The organism is Streptomyces sp. M2CJ-2 (genome assembly GCF_016757295.1).
Lineage (GTDB): Bacteria > Actinomycetota > Actinomycetes > Streptomycetales > Streptomycetaceae > Streptomyces.
Genome location: NZ_JAESIF010000007.1, coordinates 53636 through 80321, shown reverse-complemented (window position 1 = coordinate 80321; position 26686 = coordinate 53636). Strand labels below are relative to the sequence as shown.

The following is a 26686-nucleotide window of genomic DNA, read 5'->3' as shown; positions in this document are numbered from 1 at the left end:
CCCCGGCAGGTGCCACGGTAACGGGCCCGGCACGGTCACGTCCCACCGAATGCCGTACCCGGCGTCAGCGGTCCGTGCGCCGCAGCCGGTCCTGGGCCTGGGTGGCGATCACGGCGGCCTGGATACGGCGCTCCACCCCGAGCTTGGCCAGCAGCCGGGAGATGTGGTTCTTCACCGTCTTCTCCGCGAGATACAGCCGCTGGCCGATCTGCCGGTTGGTCAGTCCTTCACCGATCAGCGCGAGGATCTCCCGCTCGCGTTCGGTCAGTCCCGGCAGGGCGTCCGGCTCCTCCTCCGGCTCCTCCTGTTCCTGCCGCAGCCGGGCCATCAGGCGGGTGGTGGCGCTCGGGTCGAGCAGGGACTGTCCCGAGGCGACCGTCCGCACGGCCGCGACCAGGTCCGAGCCCTGGATCTGCTTCAGCACATAGCCGGAGGCACCCGCCATGATCGAGTCCAGCAGGGCCTCCTCGTCGTCGAACGAGGTGAGCATCAGACAGGCCAGGTCGGGCATCTTCGAGCGCAGCTCGCGGCAGACGGTCACACCGTCGCCGTCGGGCAGGCGGACGTCGAGGACCGCCACGTCGGGGCGGAGCGCGGGGACGCGGACCAGGGCCTGCTCGACGGTGGCGGCCTCGCCGACCACGGTGATGTCCGGTTCGTCGTTGAGCAGGTCGTGCACTCCGCGGCGGACCACCTCGTGGTCGTCCAGCAGAAAGACCCGGATGGGCCGGTCCGGTCCGGGCTGCTCACTGTCCGCCATCTGACGCTCCTTGTCCTCGAATGTCCTTGAATGACCTCGTATGCCGGCCGCCGGCTGTCGGCCGGCCGGTCCTCTACAGGGAGATCCTTCTCGATCACGGGCCGGACGGCCAGGGCCGACCGGCCTTGCTTTCCTCGGGTGACCCGTTTCGCCCCGGGCCACCCGCCGTCCTGTGCGACGCGGCCGAGGCCGGTCGGTCCGGGACGCCGGGACCATCGGCACCTGTGCCACGGCGCGCGGCCGGGCCATCCTCGAGGACAGGAGCGGCGCCGATCCCCCGCGGTGTCGCTCCGCTCACGATACCGACGGTTCCGGTGCCCGCCCCGTCCTCGTCCTCCCCGAGTGCCGTACTCACCGGTCAGTGCCGGTCGGCCCCGGTGGACCGCTGCGGCTGGGGCCGGCCGGCCCTACCGGCGGGCCCGCCGCTCCGGGTTGCCTGGACGGTATGCCCCAGAACCCCAGCCGGTCCGTGGCGGAGCCGTCCGAACGGACCGTCGCCGGAACGACAGTCGTCACCCCGCGCGGTGAACTCGACCTGCGCACCGTGCCCGTTCTGTCGCGGCGCCTGGACGCGCTGACCGACCGCGCCTTCCCCGACCTGGTGCTCGATCTGCGCGCCGTGTCCTTCATCGACTGCTCGGGGCTGGGCGTGCTGTGCCGCGCCCGCAACCGGGTGCTGGCCCGCGGCGGGCGGCTGCGGCTGATCACGGACAGGCCCTCCTTCCTGCGCGTCCTCCACCACGTCCGGCTCACCGGCGTCTTCGAACTGCTTTCCCGGCCGCCCGCGGAGCTCGACGCGGCCGCCCCCACGGTGCGCGAAAGCCACTGAACAGCGCCGTGGGTCCCCCGTGGCCGAGCCGATCGGCCCTGCCGGTGCGCGGCGCCCGGGACCGAAGGTCCCCTTCTCCCGGGCCGATGGGCCCGCAGTTCCCCGCCAACACCGGTTACCGACGGAAACCCTCATGCCGGATTGCTATACAGGTGGTGCCGCCGGTCCGGAACGGCGGCCCAACGCCCTTACTCCGTCACGCTGTTGGGAGACCTCATGCTGTCCGAAGAATCTGCCGCAGTGGTCCGGGCCACCCTTCCCGCCGTGGCCGGAGCGCTCGACGAGATCACCGCACGTTTCTACGGTGCGATGTTCCGCGACCGCCCCGAACTGCTGGACGGCATGTTCAACCGGGGCAACCAGGCCAGTGGTGCCCAGCGCCGGGCGCTGGCCGGTTCCATCGCCGGTTTCGCGCAGGCGCTGCTCGCCGACCCGGACACCCGGCCGGACGCCCTGCTGGCACGGATCGCGCACAAGCACATCGCGGTCGGGGTCACCGACGACCAGTACACGATCGTGCACAAATACCTGTTCGGCGCGATCGCGGAGGTGCTCGGCGAGGCCGTCACCCCGGAGGTGGCCGCCGCCTGGGACGAGGTGTACTGGCTGATGGCCGGTGCCCTCATCGGGCAGGAGGCCCGCCTCTACCAGCAGGCGGGGGTCGAGCCGGGCTCGATATGGCGGCAGTGGACGGTCGTCGAACGGCACGAGGAGACCCCCGACGTGGTGTCGTTCCTGCTGCGTCCGGCCGACGGCGAGCCCGCCCCGCCCGCACGGGCCGGGCAGTACGTGAGCGTGCGGCTGCGGATGCCCGACGGGGTGCACCAGCTGCGCCAGTACAGCCTGTCCTCGGACCCCGGGGGCGACCTGCGCCGCATCACCGTCAAACGCGTCACCGGCGAGGCGGAGGCACCGGACGGCGAGGTGTCCGACCTGCTGCACGCGCAGATCGGTGTGGGGGACGAACTCGCGCTGTCCGTGCCGGCCGGCGACGTGGCCCTGGACGAGGCCGACACCCCGCTGGTGCTGGTCTCGGCCGGTATCGGCTGCACCCCCATGGTGGGCATGCTCGCCCGGCTCGCCGCGACGGGCTCGGCCCGCCGGGTCCTGGTGCTGCACGCCGACACCTCGCCCGACGAGCACGCCCTGCGCGCCGAGGTGCGGTCCCTGGTGGAGCGACTGCCGAACGCCCGCGCGGTCTTCTGGTACGAGCGGCCGGGCGCCGAGGAGCCCGACGCGCGCGACGGCCTGATGGATCTCACCGGGATCGACGTCGCTGCGGACGCGTCGGTGTACCTGTGCGGCCCGCTGCCGTTCATGCGCACGGTGCGTGGCGGGCTCCTGGGTGCCGGCGTCCCCGCCCGGCAGATCAGCTATGAGGTCTTCGGTCCCGACCTGTGGCTCCCCGACGCGGCCTGACCGAGGCCGGCTGACGCCGCAACGGGCGTGTGCCCTTCGCGAGTGGTGCTCGCGGAGGGCACACGCCCGTTGCGGCGTTCCGAACCGCTCCGGTCCGGTCCCTGCTCAGACCTCCAGGTCGGTCTCGATCCGGCGCAGCTGGTGGCGCGCCATCGCCAGGTTGGCGCGCACCTTGTCCAGGACCAGGTACAGGAACAGACCGTTGCCGCCGCGCCCCGTGAGCGGGCGGATCAGGTGGTACTGGGTGCCCAGGGTGATCAGGATGTCGTCGATCTCGTCCTTCAGCCCCAGGAGTTCCATGGTGCGCAGTTTCGAGCGCATGACGTCGGTGTTGCCCGCGGCGGCGACCTCCAGGTTGAAGTCCTTGCCACCGCCGATCGTGCCGAGCGCCATGCCGCTGGTGTAGTCGACGAGTGCGGCGGCCGTCGCGCCGTCGATGGAGCTGAGGCAGTCCTTGAGCGCGGTCTCGGTGTTGGCCATGAGAGGTTTCCTTTCGGTCGTGATCGTTGTTCTGGCCGGTCGCCGGGTCGTGCCGCGGCGGCGGGCCGGGAGGAAGAGCCCGGATTCAGCCGCCGGCCTGGGGCCGGGGCCGGTGTGCGGGCCGCTGCGGAGCGCGCACCGGGAGGGTGCCGATCCGGCGGTCCGTGTCCAGTGCGGGTACGGGGCCTTGTTCGGGTGCCGTGCGGTCGGCGTGCCGGCCCACGCCGGGGCCGGCGCCGGTGGCGACCAGGTCCGCGATGCGGGCCCCGCTGCGCCGGCCCTCCAGATGCAGCCGGCCCACGTTGACCCGGTCGTCGGCGAGCAGGGTGAGCACGGCGGTGCTTCCTGCGGCGTAGGTCGCCACGTATCCCCGCGTCCCGCGCACCAGCAGTTCGCGGAACTCGCCGCGGGCGGTGGCGTCCGTCACTCGGTACGCGACACCGAGCGCGGCGGCGGTGAGCGCGGCCAGCCCCTCCGGTTCGGTGTCGGGCACGTCGTGGGCGAGGACGAGCCCGTCGACGGTGGCCGCGAGTGATCCCGCCAGCCTGGGGACCCGGGTACGGAGCCGACGCAGTTCGTCCAGCACGTCGGTCTCGACGGCCATGAGCAGTCTCCTTTCGGCACGCTGTCGACGCGCGCGGATCACAGGGCCTCCAAGGCGTCCAGGAGCCGTCGCAGCAGCGCTGTGTCGGGCTCGTCCCATGTGGAGCCGGCTTCGCCGGTGCCGTGGGGGACGGTGGCGACGGGCGGGGGTGGGGGCGGTGGTGCGGGGGTGATCAGTCCGGCGGCGGCCAGGCGGCGCAGTTCGACGAGGGTGTGGAAGGTGCGGCAGGCCAGGGCCGAGGCGATCTGCGCGGCGGTGCTGGCCCCGTCGACCCGGGCGAGGGTCCGGCCGCGGCGGGGCGGCAGGTCCGCCGGGTCGGCGCCGGACGCGCGGGTGAGGGGGGCGGTGTCGACGGTGGGGTCGGGCCAGATGCGGTGCAGCAGATCGCGGCGACGCCGCGACTCGCGCAGCACGCTGTGCACCGGAACCGGGCGGACCGCGCCGAGCCAGTGCGCTGCTTCCGGGCGGAAGCGGAGCGCGGCGGTGTCCTGGGCCAGCGCGAAGTACGCCGCGTCGAACAGCGCGCCCGTGTGGCACAGTTCCAGCGCGCCCTCGGTGAGACGGCCGCTGTCGACCAGCTGGCGGCCGACGCGGTGGCGGGCCCCGGCCCGCTCGACCGCCTCCCACCAGCCGTCGGCCGGGAGGGCACCGCTGCGGGTGAGCAGATCGCCGAGGTCGGGGCTGTACACGGATTCGACATGGACGACGTGCCCCGCCGCCAGGTAGAAGACCCCGGACTCGGTGGAGAGGGCCCCGGTGGCACGGTCCGCCGCGAGGCTGCCGAGCGCGGCCGGCACCGATCCGCCGGTGGGCGCCGATCCCTCGATGGGTGCCGCCGTGGTCATCCGAGCACCAGCCGGTCCGCCATCTCGGCCAGCCGGATGCGGGCCAGGGCCAGGTTGCCGTCACGGCGGTCGAGCCACAGGTACAGGAACACGGTGCTGTCGAAGGCCGTGATGACGAACCGGAGCAGGTGGTACGCGTCGACGGTGGTGAGGATGAGGTCCTGGACGGGGGGTTCCTTGCCGGAGGCGACGGACCCGACGGACAGGCCGCCGTCGGCCGGTGCGAGTGTGCCGCTCTCCATGGCGAGGCGGGCGAGCTCGGCGGTCTCCGCCGCTGTCGCCTCCGGGTCGTCGCCCGGCGCGTCGCCCACCGCGCCCAGCGCGAGTCCACTGATCCAGTCGACCACCAGTGCACCCCGCGCACCGGGCAGTCGCATGGCTTCCAGCAGGCTCTCGTCGATTCCGGGCACGCCGGATCCCCCCTCATCGCACGGCTGTACCGCGAACGTGACGTCGACGCTACGGTGTGTGCTCGACCGAGGTGGGGGCTTTGGTGTTTTCCCTTGGAATATGCGACAAGGAAGCTTCGGTGCTGATAACGTCAGCGATTTTCCCGGTCCGGTGGACCGGGGGACGAGCAGGACCTTCCCCTGTGCGGATGGCGGGTCGGCCCTGCTCACCGGATTCCATTGTGGGGACCGGGTACTGTCGCGACCACGAGTGAAAGCCTTCCGCCATGTGTGCGCCCCGCACACCCCGTGCGCGGGACCCGCGTACGGGGCGACACGTGGCACATGAGAGCCCCACAGCGCGGGTAGCCGCGGACGAGGACCGCCTCCCGGCGGAGCCCTCGTCAGTTCGCCGTCCGACAGCGACGACAATGGCAGGAGCACGTGCCCCCGTTCACCCCTGGACCCATGCCTACCTCACGCACAGCCCGCCCCACGATCCCTCCGTCCGTCTGGCTGACCGCCGGCCGGCACACCGGTGCCTCAGCGCTGGACGTGCTCCGGCGCACCCTGCCCCGGCTGGAGGGCAGCGGGGGCGTCGACGCCTTCCTGGAATTGCCCGACGACGTGCCCGAAGCCGGGCACGAGACGCGGCACGACACGCCGGACCGGGTGTTCCAGGCCCGTGTCCGGGTCGCCGGGGAGGTGACCGTGCGCGCCCGGCTGAGCGTCGGCCCCGCCGACGGGGACGGGCAACATTGGATCCTGGTCGCCGAGGCCGAGCAGCCCTGGGACCACACGTGGCCGTCCCCCGCAGGTATGTTCTGGCCCCTGGACGACCCGGCCCCGGACTGGAACCACGACGCGGCCACGGGACTGCGGCTGGGAGAGATCAATCCGCTCCCCGAGGACGACAAGGCCGTACGGCGGCTGCTGCGCGACTGCGCGCGGAGCGCCGGCGGGAACGGGTGGAACATCCATGTCGTCGTCCACGAGGCGATGACCACCGACGACCGCGGCCGGCTGCCGCTCGCCCACTGGCTGCCGTCGGGGCTGCGGCACCGCGTGGTGGAGCACCGGGCCGCGCCGCATCAGCTGCGGGTCGTGAACTGGGCGCTGCGGGACTCCGGTGTCGAGGTGCCGCGCGGCGGTGCCGTGGTGCTGCCCGGCGGACCGGTCCCGGACGGCTACGACGCCGGGGAGTTCTCGGTGCGCGCGGTGTTCCTGGACGGCACCCGCCCCGTCGACCTGGTCGACGCGGTGAGCCGGTTCGCGGCGCTGCCGCGTCCGCTGCCGGACGGCGCCGAGGCCGCTCTGACCGCGCTGCGGGAGGACTGGCGTCTGCTGACCCTGGAGGAGGAGCTCGCCCGCGAGCGCCGGCTGGTCGCCATGTACGCCGACGCGCTGGAGGCCATGACGAAGTCCCGCGACCTGTACCGCGAGGCGGCCGAGAGCGCGCACGAGGCGCTGGCCGCCTACCGGGAGTCCGCCGCGGCCTCCGGGCCCCGTGCCCTGCCGCCCGGTGGTACGCCGGCTCCGTCGCCCGTGCGGCAGCTGACGCGCACGCTGGAGCGTCTGAAGTTCGGTCCCAGGGCGGCGCGTCGCCCGTCGGCCGACGAGGAGGAGCGCGAGGAGCGCGGGGCCCCGCCCGCCACCGACAGGCAGTCGGCGGCTTCGGGCCCGTAGGGCCTTCCCGGTCCGTGCCCGGTGATCCCGGCGCCCCTCCTCGGTCGGTGCGCGCTCAGTCCGGCATCCGGTGTGTCCCGGGTGCCGGCCACACCGCCCAGTGCCTGCCGGGGAACGGTGACGCCACCCGGACGACCAGGGCCGTCAGCGCCAGCAGCGCGGCGGTGACGGCCGCCGCACTGGCCAGCCACTGCGGGGCGAGCGCGAGGCGGACGGCCCGGGACAGGAAGACGGACGGGAAGGACGGACCGCAGGCGTGCGCCCCGACCAGGGCCGCGGGTACGACGACCGCCGGCGCGAGCACCAGCGCGCCGGGGCGCACCACCAGGATCAGGGCCAGCGCCGTGCAGAGCACCGACAGGCCGACGGTGAAGGCGTGCAGGCCCAGTGCGGAACCGTCACAGTGCAGGGGGAAGTGGGCCACCGCGCACAGGGCGAGGGCCACCGCGGCGAGCCAACTGGACCAGGTCAGGGACCGGTCCACCTGTTCGGGCGGGTACTCGAGGGCGGTGCCGTCGGGTCTCCGGCCGGGCCCCGTGCCCTGCCCCGTTCGCGCGCGGGGCCGGTGGTGCCTGATCCGCCGTCTCGAGCGCAGGGCCGCCGCGCCCCGGGCGCCGCGGCGGACGGTTCGGTGCCCGGCCTCCGGCGTCGTTCCGCGCCCGCCCCCGACCACCTCGTCGTCCCGGGTGCCTCTCCGCTCCCCACCCCCGTCCCGGCCGCTGCTTCCGGCTCGGTACGGGGCTCGGTGCCGGTCTCCGTACACGTCGTCGCCCTCGTCGCCGTGGTCGTCCTCGGAGCGAGGCGGGGCCGACGGGACCGCTGTCGGGCTGCCGGGGCGTTCCGGTGGCTCCTGCGCGGCGAGCCGGTCTATCAGCTCGATCAGTTCCTCGACGGAGCGGCCGGAGGCTGCGGCCCGCAGCGCCTCCTCACGGCAGTGGGGTGCCAGTTCCTCGTTCTGCAGCAGCGTCACCAGCCGGGTCACGTCCGCCACGGGACGGTGCGCCGCCGCGGCCCGGATCACCTCGTCGGCGCTGTCGGCGTCGCGGGGCGGCCGGGTCAGCAGGGCGACCAGACGGGCGACGTCCTCCACGGACCGGCCCACCCCGACGGCGCGCAGGGCGTCGACCACGGCCGGCGTGTGCTCGGGCGAGCGTGCCAGCGACGTGATGAGGTCGGCGACCTCCTCCAGGGGGCGGTCCGACACCGCCGCGCACATCAGGCCGCCGACAGCGTCCCCGGTGCCGATCGGGGCCGGGTCCAGCAGGACGGTGCCGGTGGCGGAGACCGTCGCGGCGGACGGAGGGGGCATCGTCGGCGGTGCCGGCGGGAGGGCCGGGTCCGTCCAGGCGGGTATCGCGGATTCGTTCGAGGTGTTCGAGGTGTTCGAGGAGGATGACGAAGAGCAGGTGGTCATGCTCGGCTCCATGAAGAAGGCTGAGGCCGCTCCTCGCCCCCGGACGTACGACGAGCGACGTTACGTGGACCATTACTAGGTGCCTTCGCCCCGCACGGCCACTCGGCTGGGCCATGGGGATGACCTGTATTGCTCCATGCGTCCGGCGGATGCCATAGCCGGGGCCGTTACCGGGCATCCAGACAGAGAGACCGTTGCCTCGCCGCTCCTGGAGGAGGACACCCCGTGGACACCACCACCGTGGTACTCGTCGCCGTCGTCGCGGCCGCCGTGCTGGCCTGCGCCGTGGCCGTCCTGGTGCGACTGGTCCGCACCCGGCGGGCGCTGCGGGACGCCGGTCTGCCCACGGGCCCCCGCTGGGTGTTCTGGGGTGCGGTCCTCTATCTGGTACTGCCGGCCGACCTGTTGCCCGACCCGATCTATTTGGACGACATCGGCGTCCTGCTGCTCGCCCTGCGCACCATGCGCGGCTCCCTCGGCGCACGTTCCCTCGGGGCGACGCCCCGGCGACCGGACCGTGAACCCGCCGACGGCTACGCTCCGTAAGGAAACCAACCACCCGTTCGATTCGTATAAGTCTCTGGAAGCCAAAACAAGTCGGCGGACCAAGCGACGGCGCACGGTGGGCCGTCGCTGGTCGGCGCGGTACCGACGAGGGAGAGACGATGCAACCGTTCGCGCTCAACTACGCACGTCCGGCACCGGAGTTGGCCGTAACCACTCCGTATGTGTACGACTCTGGACTGCAGTTGAACGTACTCGTCGACGGACGGGTGGCGGCCTGCGATCACACACTGTTGCGGGAGGTGGGCACCACGACGTCCACCGCGGGGTCCAAGACCCACTTCGACGACTGACCATGGACCGCAGACGATGACCGTACTGATCCTCACCTGCGAAGAGGACGTGACCGCCGACATGGTGATCGTGCATCTGCACGATTCCGGGGTTCCGGTGGTACGCCTCGACCCGGCAGATCTGACCGGCGGGGTCTCGCTCTCGGGTGAATACGTCCACGGCCGCTTTCGCGGCCATCTCTCCGCCGGGGGGCGGCTGGTGAGCATCGGCGGGCTGCGGTCCGTGTGGGTGCGCAGGCCGGGCACCCCGGCCGGGCGGGCGGCCCGGCCGTCGCCGTGGCTGACCGAGGAGGCCGCCCAGGCCCTCTACGGCATGCTGCGCGGCTCGGACGCCCGCTGGATGAACCATCCGGACGCGGCCCGGCAGGCCCGCCACAAGCCGTGGCAGCTACGGCTGGCCCAGCGCTGCGGCCTGCCCGTGCCCGCCACGGTGATCACGACCTTCCCGCGCGCCGCCCGGGAGTTCGCGGAGCGCTTCCCGGACCTGGTGGTCAAACCGGTCTCCGGAGCGCATCCGCAGGATCCGCCGCGGGCCGTGCCGACCAGCCGGGTGGCGCCGGACACCGACTTCGCCGCCGTGGCGTTCGGACCGACACTGCTCCAGCGGCGGATCGCGAAGCGGGCCGACATCCGGCTCACCGTCGTGGGCGAGCGCCTGCTGGCCGCCCGCAAGGCGACGGCCCCGGACGCGGAACCGACGGAGGTCGATGTGCGTTTCGCCACATCCTCCTCCCCCTGGGAGCCGGTCGACGTGCCGCCGCGCACCGCCGACGCCGTCCACGCCTATCTGCGCGAGGCCGGACTGGCTTACGGAGCCTTCGACTTCGCCGAGGACGCGGACGGAACGTGGTGGTTCCTGGAGTGCAACCAGTCGGGTCAGTTCGGATTCGTCGAGGTGGAGACGGGACAGCCGATCGCCCGCGCCGTCGCCGAGTGGCTGGCCCGGCCCGCCCCCCAAGAGACTCCGGGTGTCAACGGGGTACGCACCACGGCGCGCTGAGGGCCCGCCACCACGCCTGGACGCGGTGGTACGGGCCCTTCGTCCGGGTCAGTGCGGCCGGGGGCCGGGCAACAGGGCGGTGCGCTGCCAGCCGTTGCCCGGGGACTGCGGACGGTCGAGGCCCGGGGTGTACCCGGACGACTGCAGGGGCCGCATGACCAGCTCCAGTTCCCTGCTCACTCGTTCGGCCTCCCTGCGGACCTGCGCGGGCACATCGCCGCACTCCGCGATGAGTCGGTCGTAGATGGGGGAATCCTGGAACACCCGGCAACGCGCCTCTCTGCTCGTCGCCCCCGGAGCGGGGGCGCGACTGCCGAGTGTAGGCGCCCGGACACCACGAAGCGGGAATTCACCCGTACGACTTGACGCAGACCGGGACAGGAGGGGCGGCCGGCGCGAGCCCCGGCCGGGCCCGGCGCGGTTCGGTCAGGCTCCCGTCGTGGAGCCGGGGCGAACGATCATGAGGACCGTGACCGTCGCCCACAGCAGGTTGAACACACCGGTGGACATGGCCAGTCGCACCGTGGCCTGCCGGTCGACGGCTCGGCCCTGCGCCAACTGCTCGACGAACTCCTCCTGACCGGGCAGGACGAAGGCGCTCAGGACGCCCGCGGCGGCCGCCGTCAGGGCGATGGAGGTGATGAGCCAGCCGTCGCCCAGGACTCCCATGGCGAGAGCCGTGGCGAGCCCGAGGACGGGCACCGCGATCCCGATCCGGGCGTAGACCCCGCAGATGCGGTGCAGCACTCCGACAGTGGTCACCGCCGTCGCCGCGGGCCCGCCGCCCTCGGCGGCGGCTCGGCGCACGGCCGGCGGGAACATGCTCGCCGCGACGGTCACGGGACCGACGGCGATGATGGCGGCGAGGACGTGGACGGACAGCAGGAACTTGGTCACCGGGGTTCTTTCCTTGGTGTGGTCAGCGGTGCCGGGCCCACGTTAGGGGCCCGGGGGACGCTCTCCCAGGGGCCGGATCGACAGCTTCCGACGGGTTCCCGCCAACACCGCCGAGCTGCCCTCCCTCGTCGTCGCCGTACCGCCGTCCTGGTTCCACCCGGCTCTTGTCGGTGGCGGGAATCCGTCTATCGTGGCGTTCATGCACTCCGTGGCGATCCTGTTGCTCGACCGGGTCATCCCGTTCGACATGGCGGCCCCCATGCAGACCTTCGACTGGACGCAGCTGCCCGACGGCCGGCCCGCCTACCGGGTGCGCCCGTGCGCGGAGACACCCGAGGTGGTGGCGGACGGCGGGCTGGTCCTGCGCGTCGACCGCGGGCTGGAGGCCCTGGCGGACGCCGACACGATCATCGTCCCGGGTTGTGCCGAAGGTGCCGTGCCGCTCTCCCCGCCGTCCGCGCGGCACTGCGCCGGGCGGCCGAGGCGGGCACCCGGATCGCCTCGGTGTGCGTGGGCGCGTTCGTCCTGGCGGAGGCCGGGTTGCTGGACGGGCTGCGCGCCACCACGCACTGGGTGGCCGCGGACCGGCTGGCCCGTGACTTTCCGCACGTCGAGGTGCAGCCCGACGTGCTCTACGTCGACAACGGGCAGATCCTCACCTCGGCCGGCGCCGCCGCCGCACTGGACATGTGCCTGCACATGATCCGCCGGGACCTCGGCTCGGCCGTGGCCGCGAACACGGCCCGGATGTCCGTCATGCCGCTGGAACGGGAGGGCGGGCAGGCCCAGTTCATCGTGCACCAGTATCCGCCCGTGCCCCGCGGGTCGGCCCTGGAACCGCTTCTGGAGTGGCTCGAGGACAATCTGGCGCACGAGGTCACCCTCGGGGCGATGGCGGCGCGCGCCGGGATGAGTGAGCGCACCTTCGGCCGCCGGTTCCGTGAGCAGACCGGCACCACGCCGGTGCAGTGGCTGCTGCGGGCGCGGGTGCGGCGGGCGCAGTACCTGCTGGAGAACAGCGACTACACCGTCGAACGGATCGCACAGCAGTCGGGGTTCGGCTCACCCACGGCGTTCCGTGAGCGGTTCCGCAAGGTGGTGGGCACCACACCGTATGCGTATCGGTCGGCGTTCCACGGGCGAAGGCCCGTCGTGAACACCGGCTCGTAGCGAAAGACCTGCTTGCCTCGGCGGAACGGCGAAACGGCGGAATACGGCCCGGGAGCCGTCACCCGACCAGGGTCCGGCCACTCTCGTCGTCCGCGCCCGTGGTCCGGATGTCCGCCGCGGCCCGCTCCCCGGTGAGCAGCGCGTCCGCGCGGGCGACGGCCTCGCGGATGCCTGCCGTTCCCGTCATCACGCAGAGCGTGTACGTGATGTCCTCCAGCTCGCGCGCCGCGACGGGCGAGTACCGCTCCGCCTGTGCGATCCGCAGCGTCGCGTAACGCGTCAGCAACTGTCTGACCCTCTTGGGATCCGGTACCAGCACGAAAGCGCCTCTCTCTGATCTCTGAGTGTGACGGGCGCCTACCCGGATCACACCGAAACATTCACCCCATTTGCTCAACTGGTCGGAATCGGCGAGAACCCGGTGCCCCGCCACCCCGGCCGGTGTGACACGCTCGGGCCGACATCGGGCCGGGCACCACCGGCCGGCGGCGGACACGGCACGGGAGAAGCGACGGCATGCGTATCGGACTGCTCGGCACCGGCCCCTGGGCGCAGATGGCACACGCCCCTGCGCTGAGCGGGCACCAGGACCTCGACTTCGTCGGCGTGTGGGGCCGCCGCTTCGACGCCGCCGAGGAACTGGCCGACCGGCACGGCACGCGCGCGTACGACGACGTCGACGCACTGATCGCCGACGTGGACGCCGTCGCCGTGGCCCTGCCGCCGGACGTGCAGGCCGGTCTCGCGGTCCGTGCGGCGCGGGCGGGGCGTCATCTGCTGCTCGACAAGCCGCTCGCCCCGACGGTGGCGCAGGGGCGGGCGGTGGCGGAGGCGGTCGAGGAGACGCAGGTCGCCTCCGTGGTCTTCTTCACCACCCGCTTCCAGCCCGAACCGGCCGCGTGGATCAGCGAACAGGCGGGCGTGGGCAGTTGGTTCACCGCGCGGGCGGAGTGGCTCGGGTCGGTGTTCACCTCCGGCGACAGCCCGTTCGCGGCCTCGCCCTGGCGGCGGGAGAAGGGCGCGCTGTGGGACGTCGGCCCGCACGCCCTGTCCGTACTGCTGCCCCTGCTCGGTGACGCCCGGCGGGTGTCGGCGGCGGCGCACGGCCCCGGCGACACCGTCCATCTCGTACTGGAGCACACGAGCGACGCTTCGAGCGCCCTCACCCTGAGCCTGACCGCGCCCCCGGCCGCCGCCGGCGCCACCGTGGAACTTCGTGGCAAGTCCGGCGTCACCGTCCTGCCGGAGACGGCCCACGGGGCGGTCCCCGCCCTCGGACGGGCCGTCGACGCGCTCCTCACCGCCGCGGACACCGGCAGGCCGCACCCCTGTGACGCCGCGTTCGCGCTCCGCGTCACCGAGATCCTGGCCACCGCGGAGACCCTGCTCGACGGCGGAACGGGCCGGCCCGGCCTCTGACCTCTCCGGCTTAAACGACGCTTAAGAAGCGCTTAAGCAATCGCGGGGTTCTCCCACGCCGTTCAAGTAACCGCTGGTCAGGGCGGTTCGAGGGACAAGTCGGACCCGTTGGCGGGGGTCGTTCCGGTCCGTACCATCAAGGCCGTGCGTCGGCGCCGACGCACGGCCTGAGAGCGCTCTCACCCCTGGAGCGCTCTACCCCCGAGGTCCCAGGCCGGGTCGACGCCGTCCAGAACCCCCACGATCACCTCAGGAGACCCCCCACATGACTCCCCGTCATCAGCGTTCCCCCGGCCGCCGGAAGGTCCTCTTCGCCCTCGGCGGGGCAGCCGTGGCCGCGCCCGCCGTCGCCGCGCTCGCCCCCCACGCCCTCGCGGAGTCGCCCACCGGCACGAAGGCCGCCGCAGCCGCCGCGGGCTCCCTCCCGCTGACGGTCGTCAACAACAGCGGTTCCTTCGACAACGCGAGCGTGCACCTCTACATCGTGGGCAACCAGGGCGGCCGTCAGGTACGGGTCACCCCCGACGGCACGCCGGCCCCGATCGCCCTGTCGGACAACGGCGCCGACGGCTTCACCGACTACGCGATCAGCCTGGCCGGCAGCGGCGAGACCAGGCTGTCCCTGCCGTACATGTCCGGCCGCGTCTACGTGGCCCTCGGCGGGAAGCTCAAGTTCAAGGCCGTCGCGGACGGCAACGGCAACGCGGCGCTGCAGTACCCGGCGGGCTGGGTCACCTCGGACCCCAACTACGGTGTGCTGCACGACTGTGCCGAGTTCACCCACAACTCCGCGGGCATGTTCTGCAACACCACGATGGTCGACATGTTCAGCGTGCCGCTGAACATCCGGCTCACCGGCTCCGGGGACCGGACCACGGGCACCTTCCGCGAGGGGGGCCGCCGCGCCGTGTTCGACGCCATCAGGCAGGTGGAGGCGTTCTCGCGGCTCGTCGTGGACGACACCCGGATCATCGCGCCGGGACACGGACTGGACTCGGGCCTGTTCGCCGAGGACTACCTCGCCCCGTACATCGACGAGGTGTGGAGCACCTACACCGGCCGGGACTTGAAGGTCACCACCGACGCCGGCACCTTCACCGGCCGGGTGCGCGGCGACCGGTTCACCTTCGACGGGCCCGCCCAGGTCTCCTTCGGCAAGCCGTCCACGCGGGACGTGCTCTTCTGCGACGGCGCGCTCGCCGCTCCCAACGACGGCACGACCGGCCCGGTCGCCGCCGTGCTCGGCGCCGGCTTCAACCGCTCGACGCTGCTCAGCCACCCCGACCAGCCGACGGCCGACGCCTCGGTCTTCTACCGGACCGGGCTCACCAACCACTACTCCAAGGCCGTGCACACGGCCACGGAGGACGGAAAGGCGTACGGCTTCGCCTTCGACGACGTCGCCGACTTCGCCTCCTACATCCAGGACACGGCCCCCACCGGCCTGCGCCTGACGCTGTCGCCCTTCTAGGGCCTGTCCGGGCGGGCGGTCCTCACAGTGTTTTCCGCGGGCCGGGGAAGGTACCCCTGCACGTGAGAAGCGGCCCTTCGAGGCGGTGCCCCGCGTGTTCCGGATGCACGGCGGGCTCCCGCGTTGAATGGTGATATCGGACCCGATGACCGCACCGGGGCCGCTACAGCGTCCGGACCCGAGGAGCCAGAAGATGTCGACGTCACAGCCCGAGGAGTCCAGGCCGTCCGAGGACCGCACCACCCCGGACGGCCTGCTCCACGCCCGTACCGGCACCGACGTGTCGCCGGAGGACCTCGTCCTTGCCTCCGGCAAGGACCTCACCCCGCAGAATCTCGAATGGGCCAAGCGCAAACTGGCGGAGGAGGGACCCGCCGCACTGGACAAGATGCTTCCCTGAACCCCGGGCCCGGCCAGGACGAAGCAGGCCGGGCCCGATCAGGCCGGGGCGGATCGGGTCAGGTCCTGTCCCGGCTCTGCCCCCGATCCCCGTCCCGGCTCTCCGGCTAAGCCGTTTCGTCCTCCACGACGTGCATGGCGGCCTCTTCCGCGCCGGCGGCCCCCGCGTCGATGCCGACGTCCTCGGCGACGGTCTCCTTCGTGCTGTCGGCACGGACGCCCTCGTCCGGGGCGACCAGGCGTCCGGCGCGCTCGGTGCCGGCCTCCGGGTCGACCGGTTCGCCCTCGCCCCCGGGGAGGTCGCCCACGCCGTCCCCGCCGGGCGCGGACGTGTCGGGCACCTCCCGGGCCAGCCGTTCGTCCAGGGTCTCGCCCTCGTGCTGTTCGGCGGCCGTGGTGCCGTGCCGGGTCACGCCGATCGGCTTCTCCGGCGGGGAGTAGCCCTCGTCCAGGATGTCGTCATAGGTCCGTTCGTCGACGGCGTTCTGCCGGTCGAGGGGCGCGGCGTCCTCCTGCTCCTCGTTGCCTCCGGTGGGCTGGTACACGTCGTCCGCCATCGGATCGGTACCCATGGTGTCCTCCCTGTCACGTTGTGTCGACTCGTTCCTCTCAGGTGTCGGATCCGCGTTTCCCGTTGTGCGCCGCCCAACCCCGATCCGATGTGCGGGTCCCTGCCGCGTCCCGGCGGTCCGGGCCTCAGCCGGAGGCGCTCTGCCGGGGTGTCGGGGCGATGCGGACCTCGAGGTCGCCGACCCGGTGGACCGGCCAGGGCCGTGCGTAGTCGGGTGGGCCGCCGCCGGGGCCGGTGAGCGCGGCCACGGGGACGCGGTCCGCGGTGCGCAGGATCTCCGCCACCGTGATGTTCTCGTTGTTCCCGCTGGTCTCGCCGGAGGAGCAGCCGGTGTAGTAGCCGACGGGGATGGCCTCGTGGCCGGTGATCAGACAGGGCGGGCGGACGCCGAGCCGGTGCAGTTCGCCGGCGGCGCGGGTCCAGTCCCGGCGGCTTTCGGTGTTGCGGTCGACGGTGTGCACCAGGACGGCCAGTTGCACCGCCAGATGGCCGGCCAGGGCGAGCGCGACCAGTGCCGCCGCGACCGGGCGCCACTTCCCGGCCGGGCGCCACTTCCCGGCCGGTTTCCCGGCCAGGTGCCACAGTCCGTCGGCGACGGGAATCGCGAGCAGGGCGTAGGCGGGTTGGAGGAAGCGGGGTGCCGCGTACCCGATCATGAACAGGTACGGGAGGGCTGCCGTGGTGGCGCAGGCCAGCGGCATCGCGGTACGCAGGACACGCCGGGCCCGTACGGCGACGCCCAGTCCGACGGCGGCGAGCAGGGGCAGGGCGAACCACCAGAGGGTGGTCACCGGATGGGGCATCGGCCCGGTGCAGGGGCGGCACAGGCCGCGTCCGCCCAGGCTGCGCAGCTGATCGTCGACGGCCATGTGCCAGCCGAGCCCGCCCTGGATGCGGGAGGCCTCGGCCAGCCGCTCCCCCAGGCCGCCGTATCCCGTGTAGGCCTCCGCCACCCAGTCGACCGCGCCCGCCGCGAGACCCGCCGCCGACGCGAGCAGAAGCCTCCAGTGACGGCCGGCCAGGGCGAGGACGAACAGGGGGGCCGTCACCCAGACGGCGTCGGTGGGCCGCATCCACGCCATCAGCGCGGCCCCCGCCACGACGCCCCACAGCGCGCCGCGCGCCGAGCGGTCGGCGCGGTACCGCAGGAAGGAGCCGACCATGATCAGGGCGCCGATCGCGACCCAGTGGTTGGGCATGGCCTGGGGGCCGTAGAAGAGGGTCACCCACAGGGAGGCGTAGAAGGCTCCGGCGGTGACCAGGACGCGGGTGGGGAACAGACCGCGCCAGGCGCGCAGCGCCAGGTACAGGGCGAGGCCGGAGAGCAGGGCGAGGTGGACGCGCAGCAGGACGGTGGACGAGGACCAGGACGCGACGGGCGCCACCAGGAGCGAGACGCCGCGGGAGCGCGGGGCGCTGAAGAAGGCGGCCGGGTGGTGGGACGTGACCTGGCTGACGTAGACGATCTCGTCCCAGCCGAGTCCCAGGTCCGGGCGGACGAGGACGAGTTGGGCGAGGGTGAAGACGGCGGCCAGGACCGCGAGCGGTGCGGTTCCGGCGGCCGGACGGGACACGCCCGGGGACGGGTGCGCGCGTCGCCGTCCTCCGGTGAGGAGGAGATCGCTTCCGTCGGGCATCGTCCGTCCCTTGCATCCCTTGCTCCGGCGAGACGCCGGCGGGTGAACCGTGCGAACCTCATGAACCGCGTGAACCGTACGAATGCGGACAAGTTAACCCGCAAGGGGCAGACAGGTGGAGCGGAGTACGGCCGTTCGCCTCAACCCGCCCGTGGGGGCCGCCGCTCCCCCGGTTCCCCGAGAAGCTCCTCGAGGTCCGTCACCACCCGGTCGGCGCCGTGGGCGTACAGCGCGTCCGGCCGGCCGACGCGGTCCACGCCGACCACGTATCCGAAGCGACCGGCGCGGCCCGCGTCCATGCCGGCCAGCGCGTCCTCGAACACGGCGGCCCGGCCGGGAGGCACACCGAGGTCCCGGGCCGCGGCAAGGAAGGTGTCGGGGCGCGGCTTGCCCGGGAGGCCGCGTTCGGCGGCGACCACGCCGTCGACGCGGACGTCGAAGAGGTGCTCGGCACCGATGGCGCGCAGCACGTCGAGGCAGTTGGCGCTGGCGGAGACGACAGCGGTGCGGAGCCGACGGGCGCGGGCCGCCTCGATGTACCGCAGGGTGCCGTCGTAGGCGTCGACACCGCCGGTGCGGATCCGCTCCAGGAGCAGCTCGTTCTTGCGGTTGCCGAGCCCGTGCACGGTCGGGGCGTCGGGCGGGTCCCCGGGTTCCCCCTCGGGCAGTTCGATGGCCCGGGAGGCGAGGAAGGTGCGTACGCCGTCCGCCCGCGGACGGCCGTCGACGTACTTGGCGTAGTCACCGGCACCGGCGTCGAAGGGCCGGAAGCCGGCGCCGTCCCGCTCGCGCAGGAAGGCGTCGAACATCTCCTTCCAGGCCGCCGCGTGGACGACGGCCGTCCTGGTGATGACGCCGTCGAGGTCGAAGAGGCAGGCCAGGATGTTTTCGGGCAGACCCAGATCCGTCATACCGGACTCCTTCCCCGCTCGGCGGCGAACACGGGGAGCGCGGGTGACACACTCGTCCGTGTGACACCGACCTTCGACGATCTCCTCAGCCGCGCCCGCGCCCTCACCGGGGTCGGCCGGCGCGCGGTGCTCGGCATCGCCGGCAGCCCGGGCTCCGGCAAGTCCACGCTCGCCGGGCACGTGGTGCGGGAGTTGAACGGCACCGGGGAGCCGTGGGTCGCGCACGTCCCCATGGACGGCTTCCACCTCGCCGACGCCGAACTGGACCGGCTCGGCCGCCGGCACCGCAAGGGCGCCCCGGACACCTTCGACGCCGCCGGGTACGCGGAGCTGCTGCGACGCCTGCGTGAGGAGACGTACGACGACGTCGTGTACGCGCCCGGCTTCGAACGGGTGCTGGAGCAGCCGATCGCGGGTGCCGTGCCGGTGCCGCCGACGGCCCGGCTGGTGGTCACGGAGGGGAACTACCTGTTGCTGGACACCGGTGCCTGGGCCCGGGTCCGGCCGCAGCTCGACGAGGTGTGGTTCTGCGAGCTGGACGAGAAGGAGCGGCTGCGCCGGCTGGTGGCCCGCCACGAGGAGTTCGGCAAGCGCCATGACGAGGCGGTGGCCTGGGCCCTTCGCTCGGACCAGCCCAACGCCGAACTGATCGCCCCGACCCGGCACCGCGCCGACCTCGTGGTCCCGACGTCCGCGGTGCCCCGCACGGACACCGCGGCATGAGTGTGCTGCTGCCCGGCACGGCCGGTGACGCGACCGGCTGAGGTCCTCGAAGCGTGCGGCGGCCCGAACGGCTCGGGCCGTCCACCGGGCTTTCCCGATGGACACGGCGCGGTCCGGTGATTCATGCTCCGGTCCATGATCCGAACCGCCACCGAGCACGACGTCCCCGAGATCCGTGCGATGATCCACGAACTCGCAACCTACGAGAAGGCCGCCGAGCAGTCCCGCGCCACCGAGGAGCAGCTGCGCGAGGCGCTGTTCGGCGCGCACCCCGCCGCGTCCGCCCTGATCGCCGAGGACGACGCCGATGGCCGGATCGTGGGCTTCGCCCTGTGGTTCCCGCGTTTCTCCACCTGGACCGGCACCCGGGGGATGCATCTGGAGGACCTCTTCGTACGCCCGCACACCCGGGGCGCCGGGCACGGCAAGGCACTGCTGGCCGCCCTCGCGGCGATCTGCCGGGAGAACGGTTTCGAGCGCTTCGAGTGGGTGGTGCTGGACTGGAACGAGCCGGCGATCGGCTTCTACCGGTCACTCGGGGCGGAGTTCCTGAACGACTGGACGGTGTGTCGGCTGAGCGGCGCCCCGCTGGCGGACCTCGCCGCTCACGCGCCGGTCCTCGTGGGGCGCGCCGGCTGACACGCACCGGGCGTGCCCCGGGTCTGCCCGAAGGAGCGGCGCGCCTCACCGGCCGCTTGGCGCCCGGCCGGGGTGCGGCGGTGCGAGAGTGGAGCGGTATGAGCCGTCTTCCGGTGGGGCGCGGGCAGCAGCGGGTGTCGCCCGGTGAGGGGGAGCGTGGCTCCGGGCCGGCGGTGCCGGCCGTGGTCCGCCCGGTCGGCCCGGGGCGGCGGTGGCCGGTGGCCGTGGTGATGGTGCTGCTGCTCGGGCAGATGGCCGCCGCGATGGTGACCGCCGCCGTGCGGCAGACTCCGACGATCGACGAGCCGGTGTACGTGGGCACGGCCGCCGTGTATCTGGAGGAGCACAGCCTGCGGTACAACCCCGAGCATCCACCGCTCGGGAAGCTGGTGGTCGCCACCGGGGTCACGGTCGCGGATCCGCACCTCGATCCCGGCTTCCGCGGGAACCAGGGCGAGTTGGGTCGGCAGCTGCTGTACGAGTCGGGCAACGACCCATGGCGGTTGATGCTGTGGGCCCGTCTTCCGGTGATCGCGCTGACGTTGCTGTTCGGGCTCGTGGCGTTCGCCTTCGCCCGCGAACTCACCGGTGATGCGGGCGCGTTGGTCGCGCTCGCGCTGTACTGCCTCTCCTCCGACGTGATCGCCCACGGTTCACTGGCGACGCTCGACGTAGCGGCCGCCGGGTTCGTCCTGACCTCGGTGTGGCTGCTGTGGCGGGCCCGGCTGCGGCCCCGGCTCCATCTGCCGCTCGCCGGTGCGGCATCGGGGGCGGCGCTGGCGACGAAGATGAGCACGCTGCCCGTGGTTCCGGTGCTGCTCGCACTCGCCGCGGTGTCGGTCCGGTACGCGTCCAGGGAGGCGACGGGGCGCAGACTGCTGCGGGCGCTCGCCGGGGCGTCCGTCGTCGGGCTGGTCGCGGTCACCGTCGTCTGGGCCACTTATCTGGTCGTCGATCCGCGGCTGCGCTGGGACCCGCAGCAGGTGCCCGTGGTGCACGGACTGCGGGGTCTGGTCGTGGAGTTGCTGCCGTTCCCCGAGCCCTACCGGGACGGCATGCGCATCCAGTTCGCCCTCGAGAACCGCCCCTGGAAGGGATTCCTCTTCGGCCGGCTCTACACCGGCTCCCTCTGGTACTACCTGCCGGCCGCGCTGCTGGTGAAAACGCCGCTCGGCGCGCTCGCGCTGTGGACCGCCGGAACCGTCGCGGTGACGGCGGTGCGGCGGCTGCGGCCCGCGGCGCCCTACCTGACGGCGGCTGCGGCCCGCGGCGCCCTACCTGACGGCGGCTCCGGCGGTGCTGCTGACCGCCGCCATGTACGGCAGCCGGGACTTCGGCACGCGGTACGCCCTGTTCCTTCCGATGTTCCTCGCGGTGGCGGCGGGGTGCGTGCTCGTCCTGCGGTGGCGGTGGGTGCCGGTGGTCACCGCGGTGCTGGTGGTGTTCGTCGCGGTCGGCTCGCTGCGGGCGTATCCGTACTGTCTGCCGTACTCCAACGAGGCCTTCGGCGGCCCGGCGAAGACGCGGCTGCGGCTGCACGACTCCAATGTGGACTGGGGCCAGGATCTCGGCCGACTCGCCGACCGACTGCGCGAGCGGTACCGGGGGGAGCGGATCTGGCTGGTGTACAAGGGCAGCGGGGTGCCGTCGTACTACGGCATCCGGGCCGCCGATCCGCTGCGGGTGCCATCGGGCCGGGTGCACGGGGTGCTGGCCGTGTCGGACTCGGCGGCGGCCAAGGCGACCGGCAGACTGGCCGAGTTGCTCGACGGCAGCCGCCCGGTCGACGACGTCGGCCACTCCATCACCCTCTACCGGCGGTGACGCGGGCCCGTGCGAACACCGGCCGCCCGGCAGCCCTCGGTATCGCTCGGTATCGCCCTGTGCCGCTCGGTGTTGCCCGGTATCGCTCAAGCCTGGTCGCCACCGTGTGTGAGCTAAATTGAACATTCGTGGGAGACGAAGGAGGCGCCCCGGTGCCATCGCCGCAGCAGGCACGCGCCCAGGCATCCGCGATCACCTCGGGGAAGGCGGTCCGGAACACGGAGGTGTCCCCGACGTCCCAACTCCGCACGCTGTTCGACCGGCCCCGGCTGTCCCCGGGGCAGCGGCGCATCGCCCAGTACCTGATCGAGCACATCACCGAGGCGGCGTTCCTGTCGATCACGGACCTCGCCGAGCGGGTCGGGGTGAGCCAGCCCTCGGTGACCCGCTTCGCCTCGGCCGTCGGGTTCAGCGGGTACCCCGCGCTGCGGGAGAAGCTCCAGGCGATCGCCCTCGGCACGCTCCCCGGCGGACCCGCGGAGGAGCACCGGGGCAACGAGTTGCAGGCGGCGGTGGACGTCGAGCTCGAGAACCTGGAGAACCTGCGGCGGGACCTCGCCGACGCCGACCGGGTCATCGAGATCGGCCGCACGCTGTCGGCGTCCGCCCCGCTGACCGTGCTCGGACTGCGCATCTCCGTCTCGCTGGCCGAGTACTTCGCCTACGCCGCCCGCCGTATCCACCCGGACGTCCGGCTGGTGACCCGGGGCGGCAGTGTCGCCTACGACGCGCTCCTGCAGTCACGGGAGGCCGGCGGCACCTGGGTGCTGGCGTTCTCCATGCCCCGGCACGCCCAGGAGACCCTGACGGCGATGCGGGTCGCCCGGGGTGCCGGGCTGAAGGTCGCGCTGATCACCGATCTGGCGCTGGGCCCCCTCGCCGACGAAGCCGACGTCACCTTCGCCACCGGCACCGGGTCACGCCTGGTGTTCGACTCCTACGCCGCTCCGGGCGTGATGTGCGCGGCGCTGCTCCAGGCCATGACGGACGCGGACCCGGAGCGGACCCAGGCCCGGCTCGAGGAGTACGAACAGGTAGCCGACCGACACCAGTTCTTCCTCAGGGACTGAGCGGCGGCCGGTCGCCGACCCTCACCGCGGGCCACGGACGTGCGCGGGCGGCAAGCGCACCTCCCCTTTGAAGCACGCATGAATGTTTTCATACTCCTTGCAAAGCAGATGGCATATATAAATACTGCTCCCGGGTCGCAACGCGTCCACTCCGGACCGCGATCCACGCCCCGAACGCCCGCGGCCGCAGGGCCCTACCCGCTCCGACGGCCAGGGGGCCCGCCGGGCAGCCCCTGCCCGGCCGCCCGCGGCAGCCCCCGGCCTTCCCCTGGCTCGGGGCCGCCCCACCCCGTCGTGCACCCCTACGACGCCGCACACCCGGAAGCGATGATCATGACTGTGACGTCCACGCGCCTCAGCAGTCCGGACTGGCCCTGCCAGGTCAAGGCACCCGGCAGCTACGACTGGGAACGCTCGGCGGCCAAGTGGTTGCGCGAGCTGGTGCCCGCGCGCTACGCGAGCTATCCCGCGTTCATCCGGCATCCCGTCCTGCTGGCCCGGCACGCCCAGATCCAGGTCGAGCACGAGATCCGGGTGGCACGCACCGCCCTGCAGACCGCACGGGCCGATCTGCCCCGGCTGGGCCTGCACGAAGGTGTCATCGAGCACACGATCAAGCTGTACGCGGCCGAGGTCACGCAGTTGCAGCACATCGCGCGCAGCGTGCGCGCGGTCACCCGGGCCCTGCTGGAATCGGGTCGCTGACCACGACGGGGCGTGCGGGGCCGGCGCCCGGCGTCACCCCGTACGGGACTCCAGCGCGAGGCGGGTGTCGTCTCCGTAGACGCCGGTCTCGTCGCCCTGGATGCCGTACCAGAGCTGGAAACGGGCGACGGCCGCCGCCAGGGTGGCGTCGTAGCGGCCGCTGGTGGCACCGTCGCGGTAGACGTCCGGGATGCGCAGGAGCCGTTCCTGGAGTTCGGTCACCTCGGGCCCGGCATCGCCCTCGCTGAGGAATCCGGGACCTGCCGGAGCCGGCTCGGACGGCGTGGCGGGCGCGCTCACCGGAGGGCTCGCGGAGGGGCGGGCGCCGGTGGCGGCACGGTCGTCGGTGTCGTGACCGAGAGAACCCGGGGAACCCGGAGAACCCAGAAAGCCCAGAAAGCCCAGAAAGCCGAGAAACAGGACAGCGCCGCCGAACCCGAGCACCGCCGCCGCGGCCAAGGCGACCGCCACAGCGGCACGCCGCGCCGCCGGTCCGGGTGCGGGGCTTCGCCCAGGACCGTGCACCGGGCCGGACGCGGGCGCCGGTGGCCGGCCGTCCGGCTCGGGGGCGACCGGCGGGAGTTCCTGTGTCTCGTCCTCCGCACCGGTCGGCGGCCGGGGCAGGGTGACGGACTCGTAGTCTCCCCCGCCTTCCCATCCCTCCCACCCCTCCCGTTTCTCCCGTTTCTCCCGTTCGAACTCCCGGAACATCTCCGCGAGCGCGTCCGTGCGGCGTGGTCGCAGGACGCGGACGGGTTCCAGTGGCGGGCCGTCGTGCGACTGCCCTGGGTCGGACGGCGTCGGCATGCCGCTCTCCTTCCGTTCCGCACGAGGGCGGAGCCGCCCACGGGGAGGGATACGGGAGGCAAGCGGCGGAGGTTCAGCCCGCGGCACGCAGAAAGCGGTGCAGGGAGGCCGTCATGGCGGACACGAACGTCTCCCGGGACGCCTCGTCCAGGGCGTCGAGGGACAGGTAGGGGTTGAGGTCCTCCAGTTCGACCAGCAGCAGTTCACCGTCCGGGGCGCGGCAGGCGTCGACCCGCTGGATGCCGTGGTCGAGGGTGTTCCATTCGACGAACCGCCGGGCGAACTCCAGGTCGCCCGGGCCGGCCCGGTACGGCTCCAACTGCCAGCGCCGGTCGGTGCGCGGGGCGTACAGGGCGTACTGGAAGTCGTGGTCGACGAAGTAGAAGGAGACCTCGTAGGCGAAGTCGATGTGCGGCTGCACCAGGACGCTGCCGTCGACGAGGCTGTCCACGGCGCCCCGGGCGACGATGCGCAGCCCCATGGAGTCGGCGCCGAGCAGGGGTTTGACCACGTACCGGTCCGCCGCGGGCAGCCGGTCGAGGTCCTCCGTCCGGTCGACGGTGGGGATCACCGGGCAGCCGCCGGCGCTCAGTTCGAGCAGGTACCGCTTGCCGGCCATGTCGCCCCGGCCGGTGAGCGGGTTGTAGACCGGCGTGCCGGTCGCCGTGGCCCGTTCCCGGAAGGCCCGGTAGGCGTCCTGGTACGACAGCACGGGACCGCTGTTGCGGACCACGACGGCGTCGAAGCCGTCCAGCAGTGCGGCGGCGTCCCGCGGGTGACACAGCGCCAGGTCGAAGTCCTCGCGCAGCCGGGAGGTGAGGAAGACGTCCTCGTCGCCGTAGCGGCGCCCACGGGCCGGGTAGGCCAGGTCGGTGACGTACAGAAGACGGGGGCGGGCTCGGAGGCGGGGACGCGCGGGTGCCATGCGGGACTCCTCGGGGACGACGGCGCCCTGATCATATGAACGGCACCCGCTCCTGGGTACGGCGCCGGGGCACACCGGGCACGTCCACATGCAAAGATTGTGGTACTGAGTGCCTTTACTGGCGGCACTGAGTGCCATACTCTGTGGCCGTGCGCGGTGCTGCGACAGACCGGCACGAGCGTGCCGGGCGACCGCGCACGTGGGATTTCCGGCCGAGTGCAGGGAGTTGACCAGCGTGTATCACCACTCAGGAAACGTGGCTCAGCAGGCAGCCGGCTCCGCGACGGGCCTGCTCGAATCGCAGAGCGGCACCTCCGCCTCCGTCGAGGCCATGACCTTCCAGCGGTGCACCTGGTGCGGCACCGCCGTGTACCAGCGGCTGCTCTGCCCCGTCTGCCAGGGCAGCGACCTGCGCACGGAGCGCAGCACGGGCGTCGGAATGGTCCGCCACTCCACGGTGGTGCACCGCAACACGCCGGCGGCCCGGAACGTGTCCCTGATCGAGATGGCCGAGGGCTTCGTCGTGCGCGGCCGGGTCATGGGCCCGCCCATCGGCATCCACGGCGGCGACCGGGTACGGCTGTCCACGGCCAAGGACCCCGTACGGGGCGAACCGGTCTTCCAGTTGGTCGACGAGCCCTACCGGGCCTGGACCTGACGCCCCACCGGACACCGCTCAAAACCGTTCAGGCAGTCGGGGTGATGCGGATTCCGACGGTGCCGTCCCGGCCCCGGCGCAGGCGGCTGCCGAGCAGCGTCAGCCGCCCCGTCAGACCGTACTTGCGGGCGATCAGCTCGCGATAGCGGGCGGTGGTGGCCCGGTCGCAGATCTCCGCGGTGGCCGGGAGCTGGTCGCCGGTCGGGTTGCCCCGTATGTCGCAGGGGCCGACCAGGACGTCGGCGCGGGCGCGAATGCGCTTCACCTTCCAGGAGTCGGCGACGGTCCAGACCCCGAGCGCGCCCCCGTCCCGCACCACCCACACCGGGGTGGCCACCGACGTTCCGTTGCGCCGGTAGCTGGTGACCAACAGGTACTTTCCCGCTCCGAGCTGCTCCCACGACGTGCCGCCCATACCCGGCAGTCTAGAACCTGCCCGCGCCCTCCCTCCCGGGGCCCGTCCGGCGGGCACACAGCCGGGCGACGCGACCGCGTGTTTTCGGATCACGTCGGCGGTGAACACGACGGGGCCCGCGCGCGTATGGAGAGAGGGCACTCGACTCAGGGGAGGCCCCGC

Annotated in this window: 30 protein-coding genes and 2 pseudogenes; 17 read left to right on the top strand and 15 right to left on the bottom strand. The window is 72.8% G+C overall.

Going from position 1 to position 26686, the window contains the following annotated elements:
* Window positions 1-64: 64 nt before the first annotated feature.
* Entirely contained in the window at window positions 65-760 is a 696-nt protein-coding gene (locus tag JL475_RS09035) for a response regulator transcription factor (protein WP_202276922.1), read from the bottom strand.
* Window positions 761-1205: 445 nt separating this feature from the next.
* On the opposite strand from JL475_RS09035, the gene JL475_RS09030 reads away from it, so the two are divergent.
* A complete protein-coding gene (locus tag JL475_RS09030) occupies window positions 1206-1589 on the top strand; it encodes an STAS domain-containing protein (RefSeq protein ID WP_202276921.1) in 384 nt (127 codons plus the stop codon).
* A gap of 216 nt (window positions 1590-1805) precedes the next feature.
* Window positions 1806-3008: a globin domain-containing protein gene (locus tag JL475_RS09025; protein ID WP_202276920.1), complete on the top strand. Its 1203-nt coding sequence runs from the start codon at window positions 1806-1808 to the stop codon at window positions 3006-3008.
* A gap of 105 nt (window positions 3009-3113) precedes the next feature.
* Here the strand turns inward: JL475_RS09025 and JL475_RS09020 are convergent, their stop codons facing one another.
* The 4 genes from JL475_RS09020 to JL475_RS09005 all read right to left on the bottom strand — a co-directional run bounded on the left by JL475_RS09020 (window position 3114) and on the right by JL475_RS09005 (window position 5347).
* Window positions 3114-3488, bottom strand: coding sequence for a hypothetical protein (locus tag JL475_RS09020; protein ID WP_202276919.1), 375 nt, complete (start codon window positions 3486-3488; stop codon window positions 3114-3116).
* Between the two features lie 85 nt (window positions 3489-3573).
* The gene (locus JL475_RS09015; RefSeq protein ID WP_202276918.1) at window positions 3574-4092 is read right to left on the bottom strand and encodes a roadblock/LC7 domain-containing protein; all 519 of its coding nucleotides are present in this window, start codon (window positions 4090-4092) and stop codon (window positions 3574-3576) included.
* A 38-nt stretch (window positions 4093-4130) separates the two neighbouring features.
* The gene (locus JL475_RS09010) at window positions 4131-4937 is read right to left on the bottom strand and encodes a hypothetical protein (protein ID WP_202276917.1); all 807 of its coding nucleotides are present in this window, start codon (window positions 4935-4937) and stop codon (window positions 4131-4133) included.
* The gene (locus JL475_RS09005) at window positions 4934-5347 is read right to left on the bottom strand and encodes a hypothetical protein (RefSeq protein WP_202276916.1); all 414 of its coding nucleotides are present in this window, start codon (window positions 5345-5347) and stop codon (window positions 4934-4936) included. Before JL475_RS09005 ends, JL475_RS09010 begins: the two co-directional genes overlap by 4 nt.
* 447 nt (window positions 5348-5794) lie before the next feature.
* Between JL475_RS09005 and JL475_RS09000 the strand changes: the two genes are divergently transcribed.
* The gene (locus JL475_RS09000) at window positions 5795-7012 is read left to right on the top strand and encodes a hypothetical protein (RefSeq protein ID WP_202276915.1); all 1218 of its coding nucleotides are present in this window, start codon (window positions 5795-5797) and stop codon (window positions 7010-7012) included.
* A gap of 55 nt (window positions 7013-7067) precedes the next feature.
* Here JL475_RS09000 and JL475_RS08995 read toward each other — a convergent pair whose 3' ends face one another.
* Complete coding sequence (locus tag JL475_RS08995) at window positions 7068-8321, bottom strand: hypothetical protein (protein ID WP_202276914.1); 1254 nt, start codon at window positions 8319-8321, stop codon at window positions 7068-7070.
* On the opposite strand from JL475_RS08995, the gene JL475_RS08990 reads away from it, so the two are divergent.
* The 4 genes from JL475_RS08990 (at window position 8287) to tgmB (ending at window position 10283) form a co-directional block, all read left to right on the top strand.
* The gene (locus tag JL475_RS08990; protein ID WP_202276913.1) at window positions 8287-8505 is read left to right on the top strand and encodes a hypothetical protein; all 219 of its coding nucleotides are present in this window, start codon (window positions 8287-8289) and stop codon (window positions 8503-8505) included. The two genes, JL475_RS08995 and JL475_RS08990, sit on opposite strands and share 35 nt — an antisense overlap.
* A 146-nt stretch (window positions 8506-8651) precedes the next feature.
* Complete coding sequence (locus tag JL475_RS08985; protein WP_202276912.1) at window positions 8652-8972, top strand: YkvA family protein; 321 nt, start codon at window positions 8652-8654, stop codon at window positions 8970-8972.
* Between the two features lie 119 nt (window positions 8973-9091).
* Window positions 9092-9283: a putative ATP-grasp-modified RiPP gene (gene tgmA / locus JL475_RS08980; RefSeq protein ID WP_202276911.1), complete on the top strand. Its 192-nt coding sequence runs from the start codon at window positions 9092-9094 to the stop codon at window positions 9281-9283.
* Between the two features lie 16 nt (window positions 9284-9299).
* On the top strand, window positions 9300-10283 hold the full coding sequence (gene tgmB / locus JL475_RS08975) for an ATP-grasp ribosomal peptide maturase (RefSeq protein WP_202276910.1): 984 nt from the start codon (window positions 9300-9302) through the stop codon (window positions 10281-10283).
* 48 nt (window positions 10284-10331) lie between these two features.
* On the opposite strand, the gene JL475_RS08970 is transcribed toward tgmB, so the two are convergent.
* Window positions 10332-10547 (bottom strand): hypothetical protein, encoded by a 216-nt coding sequence (locus JL475_RS08970; RefSeq protein ID WP_202276909.1) that lies wholly within the window; start codon window positions 10545-10547, stop codon window positions 10332-10334.
* Between the two features lie 162 nt (window positions 10548-10709).
* Window positions 10710-11180 (bottom strand): hypothetical protein, encoded by a 471-nt coding sequence (locus tag JL475_RS08965; protein ID WP_202276908.1) that lies wholly within the window; start codon window positions 11178-11180, stop codon window positions 10710-10712.
* 199 nt (window positions 11181-11379) lie between these two features.
* On the opposite strand from JL475_RS08965, the pseudogene JL475_RS08960 reads away from it, so the two are divergent.
* Window positions 11380-12350: pseudogene (locus JL475_RS08960) on the top strand (GlxA family transcriptional regulator).
* Between the two features lie 58 nt (window positions 12351-12408).
* Here JL475_RS08960 and JL475_RS08955 read toward each other — a convergent pair.
* Window positions 12409-12669: a DUF5133 domain-containing protein gene (locus JL475_RS08955; RefSeq protein WP_202276907.1), complete on the bottom strand. Its 261-nt coding sequence runs from the start codon at window positions 12667-12669 to the stop codon at window positions 12409-12411.
* Between the two features lie 197 nt (window positions 12670-12866).
* Between JL475_RS08955 and JL475_RS08950 the strand changes: the two genes are divergently transcribed.
* The 3 genes from JL475_RS08950 to JL475_RS08940 all read left to right on the top strand — a co-directional run bounded on the left by JL475_RS08950 (window position 12867) and on the right by JL475_RS08940 (window position 15640).
* Window positions 12867-13769 carry a Gfo/Idh/MocA family protein gene (locus tag JL475_RS08950; protein ID WP_202276906.1) on the top strand — a complete coding sequence of 301 codons (903 nt, stop codon included), beginning with the start codon at window positions 12867-12869 and terminating at the stop codon, window positions 13767-13769.
* Between the two features lie 265 nt (window positions 13770-14034).
* The gene (locus JL475_RS08945; protein ID WP_202276905.1) at window positions 14035-15240 is read left to right on the top strand and encodes a glycoside hydrolase family 64 protein; all 1206 of its coding nucleotides are present in this window, start codon (window positions 14035-14037) and stop codon (window positions 15238-15240) included.
* Window positions 15241-15433: 193 nt separating this feature from the next.
* Window positions 15434-15640, top strand: coding sequence for a hypothetical protein (locus JL475_RS08940; RefSeq protein ID WP_202276904.1), 207 nt, complete (start codon window positions 15434-15436; stop codon window positions 15638-15640).
* 106 nt (window positions 15641-15746) lie between these two features.
* Here JL475_RS08940 and JL475_RS08935 read toward each other — a convergent pair whose 3' ends face one another.
* The 3 genes from JL475_RS08935 to JL475_RS08925 all read right to left on the bottom strand — a co-directional run bounded on the left by JL475_RS08935 (window position 15747) and on the right by JL475_RS08925 (window position 18758).
* Window positions 15747-16211, bottom strand: a complete 465-nt coding sequence (locus tag JL475_RS08935) for a DUF5709 domain-containing protein (RefSeq protein ID WP_202276903.1) — start codon at window positions 16209-16211, stop codon at window positions 15747-15749.
* Window positions 16212-16335: 124 nt separating this feature from the next.
* Window positions 16336-17847, bottom strand: a complete 1512-nt coding sequence (locus JL475_RS08930; protein ID WP_202276902.1) for a hypothetical protein — start codon at window positions 17845-17847, stop codon at window positions 16336-16338.
* 140 nt (window positions 17848-17987) lie between these two features.
* The gene (locus tag JL475_RS08925) at window positions 17988-18758 is read right to left on the bottom strand and encodes a beta-phosphoglucomutase family hydrolase (RefSeq protein ID WP_202276901.1); all 771 of its coding nucleotides are present in this window, start codon (window positions 18756-18758) and stop codon (window positions 17988-17990) included.
* A gap of 60 nt (window positions 18759-18818) precedes the next feature.
* Here JL475_RS08925 and JL475_RS08920 point away from each other — a divergent pair, with 60 nt between their 5' ends.
* From JL475_RS08920 to JL475_RS08900, 5 genes and pseudogenes are all read left to right on the top strand, one after another.
* Window positions 18819-19481: a nucleoside/nucleotide kinase family protein gene (locus JL475_RS08920; RefSeq protein WP_202276900.1), complete on the top strand. Its 663-nt coding sequence runs from the start codon at window positions 18819-18821 to the stop codon at window positions 19479-19481.
* 135 nt (window positions 19482-19616) lie between these two features.
* Window positions 19617-20120 carry a GNAT family N-acetyltransferase gene (locus JL475_RS08915; RefSeq protein WP_202276899.1) on the top strand — a complete coding sequence of 168 codons (504 nt, stop codon included), beginning with the start codon at window positions 19617-19619 and terminating at the stop codon, window positions 20118-20120.
* Window positions 20121-20350: 230 nt separating this feature from the next.
* A pseudogene (locus JL475_RS08910) lies at window positions 20351-21944 on the top strand (ArnT family glycosyltransferase).
* A gap of 152 nt (window positions 21945-22096) precedes the next feature.
* Window positions 22097-23014, top strand: coding sequence for a MurR/RpiR family transcriptional regulator (locus JL475_RS08905; protein WP_202276898.1), 918 nt, complete (start codon window positions 22097-22099; stop codon window positions 23012-23014).
* A 327-nt stretch (window positions 23015-23341) separates the two neighbouring features.
* On the top strand, window positions 23342-23719 hold the full coding sequence (locus JL475_RS08900) for a hypothetical protein (protein WP_202276897.1): 378 nt from the start codon (window positions 23342-23344) through the stop codon (window positions 23717-23719).
* Window positions 23720-23752: 33 nt separating this feature from the next.
* Here JL475_RS08900 and JL475_RS08895 read toward each other — a convergent pair whose 3' ends face one another.
* Together JL475_RS08895 and JL475_RS08890 are read right to left on the bottom strand one after the other, a co-directional pair.
* The gene (locus JL475_RS08895) at window positions 23753-24526 is read right to left on the bottom strand and encodes a peptidoglycan-binding protein (protein WP_202276896.1); all 774 of its coding nucleotides are present in this window, start codon (window positions 24524-24526) and stop codon (window positions 23753-23755) included.
* Window positions 24527-24599: 73 nt separating this feature from the next.
* Complete coding sequence (locus JL475_RS08890) at window positions 24600-25451, bottom strand: hypothetical protein (RefSeq protein WP_202276895.1); 852 nt, start codon at window positions 25449-25451, stop codon at window positions 24600-24602.
* Between the two features lie 235 nt (window positions 25452-25686).
* On the opposite strand from JL475_RS08890, the gene JL475_RS08885 reads away from it, so the two are divergent.
* Complete coding sequence (locus JL475_RS08885) at window positions 25687-26109, top strand: Zn-ribbon domain-containing OB-fold protein (protein WP_202276894.1); 423 nt, start codon at window positions 25687-25689, stop codon at window positions 26107-26109.
* A gap of 28 nt (window positions 26110-26137) precedes the next feature.
* Here JL475_RS08885 and JL475_RS08880 read toward each other — a convergent pair whose 3' ends face one another.
* On the bottom strand, window positions 26138-26524 hold the full coding sequence (locus tag JL475_RS08880; protein WP_202276893.1) for a PPOX class F420-dependent oxidoreductase: 387 nt from the start codon (window positions 26522-26524) through the stop codon (window positions 26138-26140).
* Window positions 26525-26686: the final 162 nt, after the last annotated feature.

Coding starts and splice junctions, on each gene's coding strand:
- JL475_RS08930 (WP_202276902.1), bottom strand. CDS start 17,847: ATGCCCGACGGAAGCGATCTCCTCCTCACCGGAGGACGGCGACGCGCG.
- JL475_RS08940 (WP_202276904.1), top strand. CDS start 15,434: ATGTCGACGTCACAGCCCGAGGAGTCCAGGCCGTCCGAGGACCGCACC.
- JL475_RS08995 (WP_202276914.1), bottom strand. CDS start 8,321: ATGCCCCCTCCGTCCGCCGCGACGGTCTCCGCCACCGGCACCGTCCTG.
- tgmB (WP_202276910.1), top strand. CDS start 9,300: ATGACCGTACTGATCCTCACCTGCGAAGAGGACGTGACCGCCGACATG.
- JL475_RS09035 (WP_202276922.1), bottom strand. CDS start 760: ATGGCGGACAGTGAGCAGCCCGGACCGGACCGGCCCATCCGGGTCTTT.
- JL475_RS08950 (WP_202276906.1), top strand. CDS start 12,867: ATGCGTATCGGACTGCTCGGCACCGGCCCCTGGGCGCAGATGGCACAC.
- JL475_RS08900 (WP_202276897.1), top strand. CDS start 23,342: ATGATCATGACTGTGACGTCCACGCGCCTCAGCAGTCCGGACTGGCCC.
- JL475_RS09025 (WP_202276920.1), top strand. CDS start 1,806: ATGCTGTCCGAAGAATCTGCCGCAGTGGTCCGGGCCACCCTTCCCGCC.
- JL475_RS08915 (WP_202276899.1), top strand. CDS start 19,617: ATGATCCGAACCGCCACCGAGCACGACGTCCCCGAGATCCGTGCGATG.
- JL475_RS09020 (WP_202276919.1), bottom strand. CDS start 3,488: ATGGCCAACACCGAGACCGCGCTCAAGGACTGCCTCAGCTCCATCGAC.
- JL475_RS08895 (WP_202276896.1), bottom strand. CDS start 24,526: ATGCCGACGCCGTCCGACCCAGGGCAGTCGCACGACGGCCCGCCACTG.
- JL475_RS08890 (WP_202276895.1), bottom strand. CDS start 25,451: ATGGCACCCGCGCGTCCCCGCCTCCGAGCCCGCCCCCGTCTTCTGTAC.
- JL475_RS08880 (WP_202276893.1), bottom strand. CDS start 26,524: ATGGGCGGCACGTCGTGGGAGCAGCTCGGAGCGGGAAAGTACCTGTTG.
- JL475_RS08945 (WP_202276905.1), top strand. CDS start 14,035: ATGACTCCCCGTCATCAGCGTTCCCCCGGCCGCCGGAAGGTCCTCTTC.
- JL475_RS08925 (WP_202276901.1), bottom strand. CDS start 18,758: ATGACGGATCTGGGTCTGCCCGAAAACATCCTGGCCTGCCTCTTCGAC.
- JL475_RS09015 (WP_202276918.1), bottom strand. CDS start 4,092: ATGGCCGTCGAGACCGACGTGCTGGACGAACTGCGTCGGCTCCGTACC.
- JL475_RS09000 (WP_202276915.1), top strand. CDS start 5,795: ATGCCTACCTCACGCACAGCCCGCCCCACGATCCCTCCGTCCGTCTGG.
- JL475_RS08935 (WP_202276903.1), bottom strand. CDS start 16,211: ATGGGTACCGATCCGATGGCGGACGACGTGTACCAGCCCACCGGAGGC.
- JL475_RS09010 (WP_202276917.1), bottom strand. CDS start 4,937: ATGACCACGGCGGCACCCATCGAGGGATCGGCGCCCACCGGCGGATCG.
- tgmA (WP_202276911.1), top strand. CDS start 9,092: ATGCAACCGTTCGCGCTCAACTACGCACGTCCGGCACCGGAGTTGGCC.
- JL475_RS09030 (WP_202276921.1), top strand. CDS start 1,206: ATGCCCCAGAACCCCAGCCGGTCCGTGGCGGAGCCGTCCGAACGGACC.